At 68.3% G+C, this 14937-nt stretch carries 17 protein-coding genes; 9 read left to right on the top strand and 8 right to left on the bottom strand.

Features of this window, described 5'->3' with window-relative positions:
• Window positions 1-247: 247 nt before the first annotated feature.
• The 6 genes from WD271_03045 to WD271_03020 are packed head-to-tail and all read left to right on the top strand — an operon-like array spanning window position 248 to window position 5188.
• Window positions 248-670, top strand: a complete 423-nt coding sequence (locus tag WD271_03045) for a VOC family protein (GenBank protein MEX1006802.1) — start codon at window positions 248-250, stop codon at window positions 668-670.
• A gap of 16 nt (window positions 671-686) precedes the next feature.
• Complete coding sequence (locus WD271_03040) at window positions 687-1847, top strand: amidohydrolase family protein (GenBank protein ID MEX1006801.1); 1161 nt, start codon at window positions 687-689, stop codon at window positions 1845-1847.
• Entirely contained in the window at window positions 1844-3541 is a 1698-nt protein-coding gene (locus WD271_03035; protein ID MEX1006800.1) for an amidohydrolase family protein, read from the top strand. Before WD271_03040 ends, WD271_03035 begins: the two co-directional genes overlap by 4 nt.
• Complete coding sequence (locus tag WD271_03030; GenBank protein MEX1006799.1) at window positions 3538-4515, top strand: YHYH protein; 978 nt, start codon at window positions 3538-3540, stop codon at window positions 4513-4515. Before WD271_03035 ends, WD271_03030 begins: the two co-directional genes overlap by 4 nt.
• Window positions 4516-4548: 33 nt before the next feature.
• Complete coding sequence (locus WD271_03025; GenBank protein MEX1006798.1) at window positions 4549-4884, top strand: AsnC family transcriptional regulator; 336 nt, start codon at window positions 4549-4551, stop codon at window positions 4882-4884.
• 37 nt (window positions 4885-4921) lie between these two features.
• A complete protein-coding gene (locus WD271_03020; protein MEX1006797.1) occupies window positions 4922-5188 on the top strand; it encodes a hypothetical protein in 267 nt (88 codons plus the stop codon).
• A gap of 3 nt (window positions 5189-5191) precedes the next feature.
• On the opposite strand, the gene WD271_03015 is transcribed toward WD271_03020, so the two are convergent.
• Genes WD271_03015 through WD271_03000 form a run of 4 tightly spaced genes read right to left on the bottom strand, consistent with a single transcriptional unit; the run spans window position 5192 to window position 9335 of the window.
• On the bottom strand, window positions 5192-5863 hold the full coding sequence (locus WD271_03015) for a GAP family protein (protein MEX1006796.1): 672 nt from the start codon (window positions 5861-5863) through the stop codon (window positions 5192-5194).
• A 29-nt stretch (window positions 5864-5892) separates the two neighbouring features.
• Entirely contained in the window at window positions 5893-7587 is a 1695-nt protein-coding gene (locus tag WD271_03010; protein MEX1006795.1) for a GMC family oxidoreductase, read from the bottom strand.
• Entirely contained in the window at window positions 7580-8146 is a 567-nt protein-coding gene (locus WD271_03005; GenBank protein MEX1006794.1) for a gluconate 2-dehydrogenase subunit 3 family protein, read from the bottom strand. Before WD271_03005 ends, WD271_03010 begins: the two co-directional genes overlap by 8 nt.
• A 16-nt stretch (window positions 8147-8162) precedes the next feature.
• Entirely contained in the window at window positions 8163-9335 is a 1173-nt protein-coding gene (locus tag WD271_03000; protein MEX1006793.1) for an amidohydrolase family protein, read from the bottom strand.
• Window positions 9336-9407: 72 nt separating this feature from the next.
• Here WD271_03000 and WD271_02995 point away from each other — a divergent pair, with 72 nt between their 5' ends.
• Window positions 9408-10286, top strand: a complete 879-nt coding sequence (locus WD271_02995; GenBank protein MEX1006792.1) for an NAD(P)-dependent oxidoreductase — start codon at window positions 9408-9410, stop codon at window positions 10284-10286.
• Between the two features lies 1 nt (window position 10287).
• Here WD271_02995 and WD271_02990 read toward each other — a convergent pair whose 3' ends face one another.
• The 4 genes from WD271_02990 to WD271_02975 are packed head-to-tail and all read right to left on the bottom strand — an operon-like array spanning window position 10288 to window position 13871.
• Window positions 10288-10677: a carboxymuconolactone decarboxylase family protein gene (locus WD271_02990; protein ID MEX1006791.1), complete on the bottom strand. Its 390-nt coding sequence runs from the start codon at window positions 10675-10677 to the stop codon at window positions 10288-10290.
• Between the two features lie 2 nt (window positions 10678-10679).
• Window positions 10680-11861, bottom strand: coding sequence for a thiolase family protein (locus tag WD271_02985; GenBank protein ID MEX1006790.1), 1182 nt, complete (start codon window positions 11859-11861; stop codon window positions 10680-10682).
• Window positions 11861-12295, bottom strand: a complete 435-nt coding sequence (locus tag WD271_02980) for an OB-fold domain-containing protein (protein ID MEX1006789.1) — start codon at window positions 12293-12295, stop codon at window positions 11861-11863. The genes WD271_02985 and WD271_02980 overlap by 1 nt, the downstream gene beginning before the upstream one ends.
• Window positions 12296-12317: 22 nt before the next feature.
• Window positions 12318-13871 carry an AMP-binding protein gene (locus tag WD271_02975; GenBank protein ID MEX1006788.1) on the bottom strand — a complete coding sequence of 518 codons (1554 nt, stop codon included), beginning with the start codon at window positions 13869-13871 and terminating at the stop codon, window positions 12318-12320.
• A 286-nt stretch (window positions 13872-14157) separates the two neighbouring features.
• Here WD271_02975 and WD271_02970 point away from each other — a divergent pair, with 286 nt between their 5' ends.
• Both WD271_02970 and WD271_02965 read left to right on the top strand, forming a co-directional pair.
• The gene (locus tag WD271_02970) at window positions 14158-14724 is read left to right on the top strand and encodes a sulfotransferase (protein MEX1006787.1); all 567 of its coding nucleotides are present in this window, start codon (window positions 14158-14160) and stop codon (window positions 14722-14724) included.
• On the top strand, window positions 14702-14937 hold a 236-nt coding region (locus tag WD271_02965; protein ID MEX1006786.1), incomplete at its 3' end, for a hypothetical protein. The genes WD271_02970 and WD271_02965, both read left to right, overlap by 23 nt.

Raw genomic sequence — 14937 nt, 5'->3', positions numbered from 1 at the left:
ACCTGATCCATAGCCGGCAGCATCGCTCGGTGCTCGCTCGAGCCCCGCCGAAACACGAGGGGCGATCGATACGGATCTACAGATATACGCGATCTGTGAGCCCCGGGAGGACACCCCTCTCCAAAGATCATTGTCGGGCGCACGCCTCGCCGTCACCGTGAGCAAGTCGGCCAAGTTCGGGCGTTGACATGGGGGTGGGGTATCGCAGAAGCTCTTGCGCGCGCGTCGGCCGACCACGGAGACGGAGATGGGTCAGATCCTCTCGCAGTACTGCATCAACGTCAGCGACATCGACCGCGCGATCGAGTTCTGGGACGGGGTCGTCGGCATCCCGTTGCAGAGCCGCACCGAGATCCCCACCGCACGGGAAGCAGTGCTCCAGGCGAAGGAGGGCGGCTCCCGGATGCAGCTCGCGCAACAGCTCGATCAAGACGGTCCCATCGACATGGGCACCGCCATGTGGAAGCTCTACGTGAACACGAGCGACTGCCGGGCCGTCTACGACAAGGCCATCGCCGCTGGTTGCGAGTCGGTGTCGGAGCCGCAGCGCCTGGACCGTTGGCCGGTGACGGTGGCGTTCATCAAGGACTTCGACGGCTACCTGATCGAGTTCGTCGAATACCACGAGGGCACGCCCGAGGAAGTCCCGGACCCGAAGCAGAGCTCGTGAACAAGGAGCGGCACACGTGAGCACCGAAACCGAGCGCCCGATCGTCGTCGACGCCGACGGCCACGTCTGCGAGCCGCCCGACCTCTGGGAACGGAACCTCCCGCCTTCGATGCGCGACCAGGGTCTGCGCGTGCGGTGGAACGACGAGATCCAGACCCAGCAGGTGCTGGTCGAGGACCGGGTGGGGATCCCGATGGGACTCGCGGGCCTCACGAACGCCGGCATGCACAACAACGAGAACTTCGCGAGCGCGATGCGCTACGAGGACGGCAACCCGGCCGGCTTCGATCCCCACGAGCGCATCCGCGTGCTCGACGAGGAGGGCATCGACATCGCCGTGCTCTATTGCGGACTCGGTCAGGCCCTCGGCGGGATCCAGGACCCGCAACTCGCGGTCGCGTGCCACCAGGTCTGGAACGACTGGATGGCGGAGTGGACGTCGGCCGCGCCCGACCGGCTGGTCGGCAGCGCGGTGCTCCCCGCCCACGATCCGGCAGCGGCGGCGGCCGAGGTGCACCGCGTCGTCGGGATGGGTCTGCGCGCCGGCGTGGTGCGACCGAACCCGGTGCTCGGTCGCCCGCTGTGGCATCCCGACTTCGACGCGATGTACGACGCGCTCGAGGAGCACCGCATCCCGCTCGGTCTGCACGGCGCGGGGCTGTTCGACATGGAGGGCACGTCGAAGCGCATGGTCGACCTGATGGCACCGGGTACGCACCACGCGGTCATCCTCTTCTTCGACCAGTACATGACGCTCTCGAACCTCGTCTACTCGGGCGTGCTCGAACGTCACCCGACGCTCGAGGTCGCGGTGCTCGAATGCGGGGGCGGCTGGATCGCGCACTGGATGGACCGCATGGACGAGTTCCTCGAAACGTACGGGTGGGCAACCGCGAAGCTCTCGCTCTCGCCCACGGAGTACTTCCAGCGGCAATGCGTCGTCAGCTTCGACCCCGGCGAGCACACGATGGGCGCGATGGCTCGACTCGCCGGAGCCGACAACCTCATCTGGGCGTCCGACTTCCCGCACAGCGACGCCAAGTACCCCGGTGTGGTCGACGAGCTCCGCGAGCACACCGAAGACATGGAGCCGTCCGATCGGGCCAAGCTGTTCGGCCAGAACGCGGCTCGGCTCTACGGGATCGAGGAGCTCGTCGCGGCGCGCGCACCGGCATGAGCGATCTCGTCGTGCGCGGCGCCACGGTCGTCGACGGCAGCGGGCTTCCGCCGTATACGGCCGACGTCGCGGTTCGCGACGGGTACATCACCCAGGTCGGCCGCGTCGACGAGCGCGGTGAGGTCGAGCTCGACGCCGACGGTGGCGTGCTCGCGCCCGGTTTCGTCGACATCCACACGCACTACGACGCGCAGCTGCACTGGGACCCAACCGCGTCGCCGTCGTCATGGCACGGGGTAACCACCGTGATCACGGGCAACTGCGGGTTCTCGTTGTTCCCCGCGCGTCCGTCCGACGTGGCGTGGCTCCTGCAGATGCTCAGCCGCGTGGAGGGCATGCATCCCGAGACGCTTGCGACCGGCGCGACATTCGGTGGTGGTGATTGCGCTGACTTCGCGGCGAATCTCGAACGCGGTGGACTCGGCGTGAACGTCGGGCTCCAGGTCGGACACTCCGCCGTCCGCCGCTACGTGCTCGGCGACGCGGCGGTCGAGCGCGCCGCGACATCCGATGAGGTTGCGGCGATGGTCGCACTGGTGCACGACGCGATGCGCGACGGCGCGGTCGGCTTCTCGTCGTCGCAGCTCGACCTGCACGTCACTCACGACGGCCGGCCCGTGCCGTCGAACCTCGCGGCACACGACGAGCTCGTTGCGTTGGCCGGTGCCCTTGCCGACTTCCCGAGCGGTGCGCTCGAGTTCATCTCGCGTACAAACCTCGAAGGCCATTCGGACGACGATCGCGCGCTCATGCTCGCGATGTGCGCGGCGAGCGGGAAGCCGATGAACGTGAACCCGCTCCAACCGCTGCCGACCCAGCCCGACGCGTGGCGCGCCGGCATCGAGTTCGCGGAAGCGGCACAACGTGCGGGAGCTCGTCTCTACCCACAGTCGGCGACGCAGCAGCTGCAGGTGTTCTTCGCCCTCGCCGACACGTTCCTGTTCGACGAGATGCCCGCGTTCCGCGACACGCTGACCCTGCCCTCCACCGAGCGCGCGCAACGCTTGACCGACCCGTCGGTCCGCGACGAGATGCGCGCGCAGTGGGCCGACACGAAGAGCCGGAACATCGTGTTCGGGTGGAACAACATCAAGGTAGCGCGCGCCGACAGCCATCCGGACTGGGTGGGGCTCCGCGTTCCCGAGCTGCGCTCGCTCCTCGGAGCGACCGACGAGCTCGACGCGTTCCTCGACGCGTCACTCGCCGAAGGCCTCGAGCTGGTCTTCACGCTCGCCGGTTCGGGCGGCGCCGGATCACGTGGTGGAGGCGCGAACCCGGCAACCGCGGCGATCGTGGCGCACCCCCTCACGCTCCCGGGCAGCAGCGACGCCGGGGCGCACCTGTCGTCGTATTGCGGTGTCGACTACACGACGCGTCTGCTCACCGAGTACGTCCCCGACGCGCTCCCGCTCGAGTGGGCAGTCGCTCGCCTCAGCGCGATCCCGGCGAGCTTGTACGGGCTGCGCGACCGTGGTGTTATCCGGCCGGGCGCGGTGGCCGACCTCGTGGTGTGGGACCCGGAGCGCCTCGCCGCCGGCGCGACGCGGTGGGTGGAAGACTTCCCCGCAGGCGGCGGACGCTTCGTCGTCGACGCCGAGGGCTACCTCGCGCTGGTCGTCAACGGTGTGCTCGTCCGCCGCGACGGCGTGGACACCGGTGCACGCCCCGGCCGCGTCCTGCGGCCCGGTGCGTGAACGCCGCGGCGCGCGCGGCGTTCGTGGCGGTGTTCGTCGTCGCGTACGGGCTGTGGCTCGTCGGTTGCGACTCGTCGTCCTCCGATTCCGCTTCGACGTCGACGACAGTCGCGAAGTCGGGTACAGGCCTCACCCTCGACCCGAACAAGAACTACGGCGACGAGTACGCCGACGGGATCCTGCCGGTTGGCGACGGCAAGTACACCCGGCAGAACCAACCCGAGCAGGGATACGTGTACGTGTGCCGAGTCCCCGCCGGCGGAGGTGGCGGAGCGCAAACGCGCGGCCCGTGGTTCGCGAACGACAACACGGAGTACGACATCAACGAGAAGGTCGCAGTTGCCGGCAATGTGCAGTGGGACTCGAGCTACACGATCACGATCACTGGAAGCTCACGCATCATCTCGACCAACGACCTTCCGAGGGACCACACGACCGGCGTCTTCCCCGTGCAGCCGTCGGACCCCGCCTACCAGTACGACCGGAACCCGAACAGCATCGAGAGCCAGTCGTTGACCTACACGCTCGACGCGAACCCGACCGTGCAGAGCGCTCCGAGCTGCGTGAGTGGCGAAGTCGGTGTGATGACCACCGGCGTCGCGCTCTTCGACGCGTTCGACGCGGGTGGACGCGACGCGGGTGCGTGGGAAGTACAAGATGGCTGTGACGGTCATCCGCAGATGAGCCACGAGTACCACTACCACACGCTCAGCAAGTGCATTCAGGACGCGTCGGTCCACACCGTGATCGGCTTCGCGCTGGATGGCTTCCCGATCACCGGCCCGAAAGTCGCGGAGCACAACATCCTCACCACCAAGGACCTCGACGAATGTCACGGGATCACCAGCGAGATCCAACTCGACGGCAAGACCGTCACCACCTACCACTACGTGATGACGCAAGACTTCCCATACTCCGCAAGCTGCTTCCGGGGCACCGCAGTGCCGCCGCGAGAGAGCGATCACCAGCGATAGATTTCTTGAATGCAAATGGTAGAGTTCTGGTCCATGCCGGCATGGAGCTTCCTGACGAACCATGCACGTGCCCTGGTGTGCATCGCCCACGATCCGGGCATCCGGCTCCGCGATATCGCGACAACGCTTGACATCACCGAACGCAGCGCCTACAGAATCGTCACCGACCTCGCGACCGCCGGTTATATCGTCAAGGAGCGGGACGGGCGCCGGAATCGCTACCAGATCCAAGATCATCTTCCGCTGCTCGGAGCGACGAACGGTGAGCGCACCGTCGGCGAGGTGCTCGACCTTCTCGTCGAAACCGGAACGCGTCGCCAACCGCGCGCCAAGCGCGCGGCGAGTCGTGCCGGTGCCGTATCCCTCTGACCAACCTGGAATCCATACGAGAATCGATGTGACACCAATGGAGACAAGCACCAGTAGCGACCCGACAGGACAAGACGCGAGGGCGCTGCTCGACGCGGATCGCACCGCGGCCGAACAGGCACTCAGCTCCGCGCAAGACCACCCCGCCTTGTCGCGTGAGCAGTCCTGCGCGGTCGCGCAGGTCCATGCCCTGCTCGCGATCGAGCAACGACTCCGTGAACTCGCTGCCAGCATCGATGCCGTACTCGTCATGCTCGCGAACCGCAGCGACGTCGCCGACGGAGCTGTCGCGACTCCAGCATGAGGTTCAGAGAAGCCGGATCAGCGATTCAGCGGTGAGCCCCACGCCGACGACGAGCGCTGGGTAGAACGTCAACGGTTGTTCGTGCTGAGACACCCATGCCTGGGCGCGATCTATCCAGTCCGTCGCGCGCGTTCCGAACAGCACAAAGAGGGTCACGGGCACCCAGACGAGAACAGTGGCGACGAGCACATAGACGGCGACGAGGCCGAGGTCGGCGGTACCCCCCAGCGCGGCTGCAGAGATCGCGGCCGCGACGATAAGCGTGAGGCCGAGCCGCTTGGGACCACCGATGCCGAGCGCGATGCCGGTACCGAGTGCCGCGCCCGGTGAGAGCCGCGAGAGCCGCGTGAGCATGGCCTTCGTCCTCGGTCCGAGGGGGCGGTGCGGTCGCGGCTCGCGAGGACGTGATCGCACGTGCGCGGCGGTAGCGAGGAGCGCGATCCCGACCGCGAGCGCGAGGAGCGACTCGAAGGTTTCATGCTTGTTCTTGGGCTCGGCGATCGACGCGTCACCGATGACGAACGCGAGGAGACAGACCGCCGACTGGCCCAGCAGGAATCCGATTGCGAACGCGCTGCCGTTCACCCGGGGTCGATTGCTCTTGAGTACGGCGAGCGTCGCCCCGAGGGCAATCGGGCTCGTCGCGGCGACGAGCGCGTACAGCACGACTCGCACGGCAGTTTCCAGCATTGAGGCGCCGACGCTCAGATCGCGTTCGCACGGTCCGACGTCAGCGGTTCGATGCCCGCGAGCGCGCGTGCGGCGCGCACCGCGAGAGCCACCAGCGTCAACGTCGGGCCGTATCCGGTCGAGGTCGGGAACACCGACGAGTCGGTCACCACGACGTTGTCGACGTCCCACAGACGTTGCCACGGGTCGCACACCGACCGCCGAGGATCGTCACCCATCCGCGCGGTACCCATCCAGTGCCGTGAGATCGGCTGGAGGCCCGGCACGCGCGTACCAGGAGTTCCGGGGGAGGTGAGCCACGACGTGGTGTGCGCGCCCGCTTGGCGCAGGACCTCCTCGAGCCGCGGCCCCCAGTGGTGCGCACACGCGACATCGTGCTCGTGCGACGTGTAGGTGATGCGTCCGGCCGGCAGACCCCACACGTCGCGGACGGCGGGATCCAGATCGACGCGGTTGGTTGCTTGCGGCAGATCTTCGCCCTGCATCGTGAAGCCGACCATCCGGTCGCGGCGGTCCGACGCCGCCATGCGCGCGCTGTGCTGTTGCCCAGGTGGTGTGTACAGCGCCTCGCCGATCGGGTGGCCGCTCCCGCCGTGTTCGACGATTCCGCCGCGCAGGTACGGCACGCCGGCCGTCTTCGCAGCCGCTGCACTCGCCGCGTCGCCGACGATCGGATCGTCCATGAGGTGCGTGACATCGCGGCCCTTGTACGCGTGGAGTCGAAACGGGAAGTACCCCAACACGATCGTCTGCAGGTGGAACATGAGATACCGCCCGACGAGATCGGAAGAGTTCCCGATGCCGCTCCGGAGCAGGAGCCGTGGAGTCTCGAACGCGCCGCACGCGACCACGGCCGCGTTCGACGTCACCTCGTGTTGCGTCCCGTCCGCGTCGAGGTAGCGCACTCCGCGACTCTGCTTCCCCGTACTGTCGACCAGGATCTCGAGTGCGATGCTCTCGGGGCGGATCTCGCAGTTACCGGTGCGCAATGCGCGTCGTAGCAGCGCAACCGGATCGCCCTTCGCTTCGATCGGGCAGCCGTAGAACGCGCAAAAGCCGCAGTTGTTGCACGCCGGCCGGCCGTCATACGGGACGCTGTTGGCACCGGTCGGCGCGCGGTACGGGTGATAGCCGAGCGTCTCGGCGGCCGGACCCGTGAGCGTCGTGAGGAACATGTCGGCGCCGGGTGGCATCGGGTACCGGCCGCTGCGCCAGGCCGCAAACGGATTGCCCGTGTGGTCACCGGCGACGCCGATGGCGCGCTCCGCCTCGGCGTAGTACGGCTCGATCTCGTCGTAGTCGACCGGCCAGTCGGCGACTTCGGCGCCGTCAACCGGTCCGAGCTCGCCGGCGAGGCGGAAGTCGATCTCGCGGTAGCGCGGCAACTTGCCGTCGGCGTGGTATCCGGCACCGCCAACCGTGGACGGCATGTTGTTGACATCGCCCGTGAAGATACGGTCGCCGTCGGCGACCGCGCGTCGGTAGGTCCGCGGTTCGAGCAGCGGGTCGGGACCGAGGAAATGGCGACGATTGAACTTGATCTCGTCGTTCGAGAGGCGCCCAAGGCTCTCGAACGGTGGCTCCAGCGCCAACAGATGGTTCCGGCCCTTCTCGAGGACGCACACCGACTTCCCGGCCGCAGTCAACACGTCGGCCGTGGTCGCGCCGCCCGGACCGGAGCCGACGATCACGACGTCGAAGTCAGGCACTGGTGACCTCTTCGTCGCGCCAGCCGCGCGGCTGCACGTCGCCGGCGTATCCGATCGCGCGCCAACCGTTCAGGTCCAGGTTGCCGCCGTACTCGGGCGACCCGTAACACGCTTCGCAGGCGTGCTCGAACAGCAGTTGCTTCAACTCGGGGAGCGCATCGAGCGCCGCTTCCTGCTCCTCGCCCGCGAGATCGAGGAAGTTGTCCGCGAGCATCGCGATCCCCTCGCGGTAGATCTCCTGCCAACCGCGGACCGGACCGTTCCACTCGCGTTCCGCGATGCCGCGCGATCCCTCGATGCGCGTACGCCAGGCGAGTTCCTCGACCCGTGACAAGGGGATGAACTGGTCGAACGTCGCGGCGCCGCCGAAGCGCCCCGAGAACGGGCCCCCCGCCCAGATTCGTGGCGGATCGAATTCGAACCCGCCGAGCGTCAGATCGACGTAGCCGGCGACTCCCGCCGCTGCACCACCGACGAACGCAGCGTGGGGCGGCAAGAGCCGATCGGCGCATCGTGCGACGACCTCGTACTCGTGCTCCGTCAGGAAGTGCAACGCCATGGGCTCCGACGGTCGGTCAGACGTTCTTCGTGAGCGGGATCTTGTAGAGGTCGGCCCAGTTCGTGCTCACGATGCGCGCCTTGCTCTCGTCGGAGATCGGGAGCTTGTCGAAGGCGTCGACCGCGTGCGGGTACTTCGAGTCGCCGTGCGGGTAGTCGGTCGAGAACAGCAGCTTCTCGTCGCCGAACGTGCTGACGAAGTGGGGCACGGGTTCCTCGTCGGCCTCGACCGAAACCCAGCAGTTCCGCTTGAAGTACTCCGACGGCGGCATCGTGAGGTCGGGAGCTTCGTGCCCTCCCGTCCACTCGTAGTGCTCGTCGAGGCGGTAGAGCAACCACGGCGCCCACGAGCAGTTGCCCTCGAGCAACGCGACACGCAGGGTCGGGAACCGCTCGAGGATCCCGCCGCCGCAGAAGCACACCGTGACGAACTGGATCCCGAGTGGCTGGCTGAAGGTGTGCCACAGCATCAGCTTGTCGAGCACTCCGAGGCTGAAGTCGGGCGTGAGATACGTCTGGCCGCCGCCGTGGAACGAGATGGGGACGTCGAGCCGCTCGATCTCCGCCCACAGCGGGTCGTACGCCGGGTGGTGCCAGGGCCGGCGGTTGACGGTGGAGGGCGCGAGGAAGATCGCTTTGAAGCCGAGCTCCTCCACGGAGCGGCGCGCTTCTTCGACCGCGCCGGGCACGTCGTGCGGCGCGACCATCGCCGCGCCGAACATGCGGTGCGGAGCGAAGTTGCAGAAGTCCTTCATCCAGTCGTTGTACGCACGAGCGATCGCGCTCGCGAACTCGGGCTCGAGCCCGTCCATCCCCATCTGTTCGACGCTGTCGAGGCCGAGCACGAAGAGGCCACGCGACGGGAACAGCACCGCGAGGTCGAGACCTTCGGCGTCCATCGCGTCCACCTGCGATTGCGCGTCCCAGCCGCGCGCTTCGGACGCCGCGTACGCGTCGTCGTGCTCCGGTCGCCAGCCGCTCGCGCGGGTCCCGGTGTTGCGGACGGGCCGTACCGCGCCCAGGCGCAACATCACCGAGTTCTTCACCTTGACCCGCATGTCGCGAGGAAGCTCGGACATGCCGCGGGGCGCCGCGTGGGCGAACGCGGGGTCGATGTAGCGCTCCCACAGGTCGGGCGGTTCCATCACGTGCAGGTCGCTGTCGCAGATCACATGGTCGCGAAGGCCCATCATGTCCTCCATTGGCACGCCGTCACCCGCGACCGTACTCTCAACGCCAGTATCAGGTCGCCGGGAGGAATCATGCGCGTCGGAATGATCGGGCTCGGCAACATCGGCGGCCACATCGCGAACAACCTCGTCACCGACGGTCACGAGGTGACGGTGTACGACGTGGACGCCGAACGCGTGAAGGCAATCGAGGGCGCCGAGGCGGCACCGTCGGTCGCGGCCGTGGGAGCTGCATCCGAGATCACCATGCTGTCGCTGCCCTCGCCGTCGGCGGTCCGCCAGGTGGCAGACGAGTGGACGACGACTGCGGCCGCCGGCTCGATCCTCGTCGACCTCTCCACGAACAACCCCGGGGTGGTGCAAGAGCTCGGCACGCGACTCACGGCGTCCGGTCATCACCTCGTCGAAGCGCCGCTCACGGGCGGCGCACCCGGCGCGGAGAACCGCATGCTGATGTTCATGGTGGGCGGGGACGACGACGCCGTCGCGCGTGTGCGGCCCGTTCTCGATCCGCTCGGTCGAGCCACGTTCCACCTCGGCCCGCTCGGGCTCGGCAACACGATGAAGCTCGTGAACAGCCTCCTCGCCTACGCCGCCACCTGGGCGAGCCTCGAGGGACTCTCGCTGTGCGCGAAGGCTGGCATCCCGGTGCAGACGGCGGTCGAGGTGCTGCGCACCGGTGGGACAACGAACTTCTACCTCGAGCGGATGGTCGAGGGGATCGACCAGCGCGACCGGCCCACGAGCTTCGCGCTCGAGCTCGCTGCGAAGGACATGGGCTTGATCGTCGACACCGGTCGCGCACTCGCCGTGCCCACCCCGGCCGGCGCGGCCTTGCTCCAGGTGCTCGTCGGCGCGATGGCAGCGGGGCTCGGCGACCACGACTGGAGCGACCTCGTGACTGCCGCCGAGCGACAGGGCGACGTCACGCTCCGGTGGAACGTCGACTGACCTACCCGCTCTCGTCGACGCTGACCACGTCGGCGGCGACGCGCAGCGCGGCGACCGCCGCGGGCACGCCCGCGTACACCGCGACCTGCATGAGCACCTCGACCAGCTCGTCGCGCGACAGTCCGACGCTCAACGCTCCCATCAGGTGCGCGCGCAGCTCCTCGAGGTGTCCGAGCGACGCCAGCATCGCGACCGTGATCATCGACCGGTCGCGAACCGGCAGACCCGGCCGCGACCAGATCATCCCGAAGGCCGTCTGCTGCACGTAGTCGAAGTAGTCGGGCGCGAGCTTCGCCGCGGGGAACTGCCCGCCCGCGCTCGTGCGCGTCGCGGGCCACAACTGTCCCTGGATCTCGCGCCCGGCCTCCCGTAATTCCTCAGTTGTCGCCATGGTCAGTCAGTCCTTTCGAGCAGGTTCACGGTGCAGATGCTCCCGCCACCGACCAGGTGCGCGAGCGCGATGCGCGCGCCGTCGACCTGACGACCGTCGGCGTCGCCGCGGAGCTGCAACACCGACTCGTGGATCTGCGCGAGACCCGTCGGCCCACCCGGATGGCCGCGCGCGATGAGGCCGCCGTCAGTGTTGAACGGGATCCGCCCGCCGGGACCGGTCTGGCCTTCCTCCACGAGCTTGTCCCCTTCGCCCTCTGCGCAGAACCCGAGCAGCTCGTAATACTCGAGCTCTTCGTTCACGAACGCGTCGTGACAGAACGCGACGTTCACGTCTTCCGGTCCTAAGCCCGCCGCCTCGTAACACTCGCGCGCGGTGTCGCGCGTCATCGTCGACGGACCCACGACCGGTCCGACGAACGTGTGACCGCGCGCGTACGTCTCCGACTGCAGTGCCGACGCGAGTGGCCGCACGAGCGCGCGGCCCGGTTGGCGCGATCGCACGAGATCCTCACGAGCGAGGATGACGCACGCCGCGCCGTCGTCGGCCGGGCAGCACATCATCGTGGTGAGCGGCTCGGCGACGATGCGCGAGCCGAGCACCTCGTCGACGGTGACCGTGTGATCCGACCGTCGATGCGCGGTCGGGCACACCGCTCCGTAATTCCAGTTCTTCGCGGCGATGGCGGCGAAGTGCTCCGGCTTCGTGCCGCGGTCGTGCATGCGTCGCTGCGCCCACAGCGCGAAGTAGGACGCGGGCAGGATCGGAGCGTCGATCACGTCGCGGCCGCCGCCGCGTCCACCCCCGGCCCGACCGCCGCCGCCCGCCATGTCGGTGAACTTGTCGAAACACAGGGCCATGGCGACATCCGCGCGCCCCGACGACACCGCCCACGCCGCCTCGCGGAACGCGACGAGCCCCGTGGCCGACGCGTTCTCGATGTGCGTGACGGGCAAGCCGGTGAGCCCGAGCTCCTTCATGGCCTTGATGCCGACCATCGATGCGAGCTGGATGTAGCCGACGAACGCTTCGTCGACGTCGGCGAGTGTCATCTCCGCGTCGTGCAATGCGAGCAAGCCCGCGTCGCGCGCGAGGTGGAGGATCGGCCGCTCCGGAAGCATGCCGAAGGGCACCATCCCCACCCCGGCGACGGCCACCCCCTCGAACCGCAACCCGCGCCGCATCACGCCACCCCGTTGAAGTATTCGGCGGCGGGCCGGAAGCGGTAGATCACGATCTCGTCGCCGTCCTCGTTCTCGCGCAGCGTCTCGAGGTCGATCTCGAGCTCCATGCCGATCTCGAAGTCGTCCGGTCCACCGAGGAGGATCGACTGGACCCGCGGCCCCTCCGCGAGGTCGACCTGCCCGACGCCGTAGCCGGGTACGTCGGCGTCCTTCTTCCCGAACAGGGGCGCGTGGCAGTACGTCCACGTCCAGAGCCGGCCGCGCGTCGACAGGTCGACGTCTTCACAACCTTCGTGCAGGCACTTCGCACACACCAGACGGCGCGGGAAGAAGACCTCGCCGCAGCTCGGGCAGCGACTGCCCAGCAGGCGCGGTGGCTCCGCGGGGTCGTCGGGGATCCGGAAGAACCCCTCCTCGATCGGTATCCGGGCCATCACGCTCCTCGATGCACGGTCGTCAAATGCTGCGCTCGCGGCCGACCCAGTAGGGGTCGCGGAGCGTGCGCTTGTAGAGCTTGCCGTTGGGATCGCGCGGCATGGCGTCGGTGAAGTCGATGCTGCGCGGGCACTTGTAACGCGCCAGGTTGGCCTCGCAGTGCGCGAGCAACTCGGCAGTCACTTCGGGTGACGGCTCGACGCCCGGTGCCGCCTCCACGACCGCCTTGACCTCCTCACCCCAGTCGTCGTGCGGGACCCCGAAGACGGCAGCGTCGCCGACCTTGGGGTGTGAGAGCAAGGCGGCCTCGATCTCGGCGGGATAGATGTTCACGCCACCCGAGATGATCATGTCGATCTTCCGGTCGCGCAGGTACAAGAAGCCGTCCTCGTCGAGCTCGCCGATGTCGCCGACGGTGAAGTAGTCGCCGCGCCGGTTCGCCGCGGTCTTGTCGGGATCGCCCTTGTACGCGAACTCCCCCATGAGCTTCAGGTACACCGTGCCGACCGTCCGGGGCGGCAGCTCCTTGCCGTCGTCGTCGAAGATCTTGACGTCCGCCCCGGGCCATGGCTTCCCGACGGTGCCGGGATGCGCGAGCCAGTCGTGCGGCTTCGCAAGCGTTCCCCCGCCCTCGGTCGCGCCGTAGAACTCGTAGATCACCGGCCCGAGCCAGTCGAACAGCCGCCGCTTGAGATCGAGTGGACAGGGCGCGGCGGCGTGGATCACCTGGCGCAACGACGACACGTCGTACCGCTTCCGCACCTCCTCGGGCAGCTGCATCAACCGGTGGAGCTGGGTGGGCACCATCGCGACGTCGGTGACGCGGTAGCGGTCGATCAGCTGGAGCGCGCGCTCGGCGTCCCACCTTTCCATCAGCACGACCGTGTGCTCGAAGTGCATCGAGAAGTAGCCGAACGACAACGGCGACATGTGGTACATCGGCGACGTCACGAGATGCACGGCGTCGCCGTCCGGCTCGATGTCGTAGCGGGTCAGGTTCGCGCCGAACAATGCCACCTGCGTCTCGGGGTCCATGGTCGACGGCGCGCGCTGCACGGCCTTCGGCCGTCCCGTAGTCCCCGACGTGTACTGCATGAACCCACCCGCGACCCGGTCCTCGGGAGTGCGGTCGGGCTGCTCCGCGAGCGCGTCGGCAATCGGGACGAAGCCGGGGATCGTGCCCACTGCGATGCGCGCGTCGCGGGGCACGCCGGCGGTCTCCGCCGCGGTGGTCGCGACCGCCGCGTACTGCTCGTCGGCGACCAGCGCCTTCGCGCCCGAGTCGGCGAGGATGTACGAGACCTCCCCGGCGGTCAGATGCGTGTTGATCGGCACGTACTGCCAACCCGCTTGGAAAACGGCGAGCAGCGTCTGCAGCAGCTCCGCGCGGTTGGGCGCGAGCGTCGCGACGGGGTCTCCCTCGTGCACGCCCCGCGCGCGCAACGCGTGGACGAGCCGGTTGGCGCCCGCCAACATCTCGCCCGCGGTCCAGGCATGCTCGGCCGCGTCGATGACGGCAATACGCTCCGGCTCGGCGCGCGCCGCGACCCAGAAACCTCTCGGCGCGTCCCTCACAGAACCTCCCCCGTGTCGGGCGGCATTCTCGCAGACCGACGCTCGTACACTCCCGCCATGCCCGCCGCTTACCTGCGGATCAATCTCGACGGCAACGACCTCTACATCGGCGAGGAAATCGGCGCGGTCAACGCCGTTCACACGTAGGGCGGTTCGCAGATCGGCCCTGTAAGGCGTGCTCGAAGCAACAAGTCGCAGTGCCGGGAAGGCCCCCCGCGTCAATCTCTACCTCGGGCTCACGCCACGGGAGTCTCCAAACGTCACGGCCGCCACGCAAGGAGCAGTTGTGGGAGGAAACCTGGATCGCGACGAGCTCATCGAGACGGCCCGCGCCGAGACCGGGCTCGACGACTTCGGCGACGTCCCGTTCATCGGGCCCCTCGACGTGCTGATCGAGTCGCTCAACCGGGAAGCAGGTCTGGAGGGCGACCGGGAACGCGCCGCCGCGGCGACGCTGGTGGGCCTGCTCACCAAGCGACTGCAACTCGTGCGCGATCGAACGCGGTTCCCGGCGATCGCCGACGAGGAAGTGGTTGCTCCCGTGTTCATTCTCGGGTTGCCGCGCACCGGGTCGACGCACCTGCATGCACTGATGGGGCAGGCCGAGGGCATCCGCACCCCGCGCTACTGGGAGATGACGCGGCCGTCTCCACCACCCGAACGCGAGACCTATGAGTCCGATCCGCGCATCGCGCAGGTGCATTCAGGCCGGCGCGCTCCCTCACCCGAGTTACCAGGGTGGGACAGGGCGATGGCGGCCGGAGGACGCGCTGGGCCCGAGGTGGGTCGAAACGCAGGTCGTATACTCATTGGTCCGGGGAAGGGGGCAAATGCGGACATTGTGCCTGGCTGACCGTGCGGAATGGCCGGCGCGCTCAGGCGGCTCCCTTCGGCTCCAGAACACACTCGCCGCGCTCTCCGGCCTCGGTGAGGTCGACCTGTTCGCGACGGTCCTCGCGGAGCGCCACACCTCGTCGGGTTCGCCGCCGTTCGACGGCGTGAACGCCCGCGTCGTCGAGCGACCCGGAGTCCGGCCCGGTGCCCACGTGCTCGCGCGCTGGGTGAC

Source organism: Acidimicrobiia bacterium (genome assembly GCA_040880805.1).
Classification (GTDB): Bacteria; Actinomycetota; Acidimicrobiia; order IMCC26256; family DASPTH01; genus DASPTH01.
The sequence above is the reverse complement of the archived record's forward strand: the minus strand, read 5'-3'. Positions and strand labels throughout refer to the sequence as shown.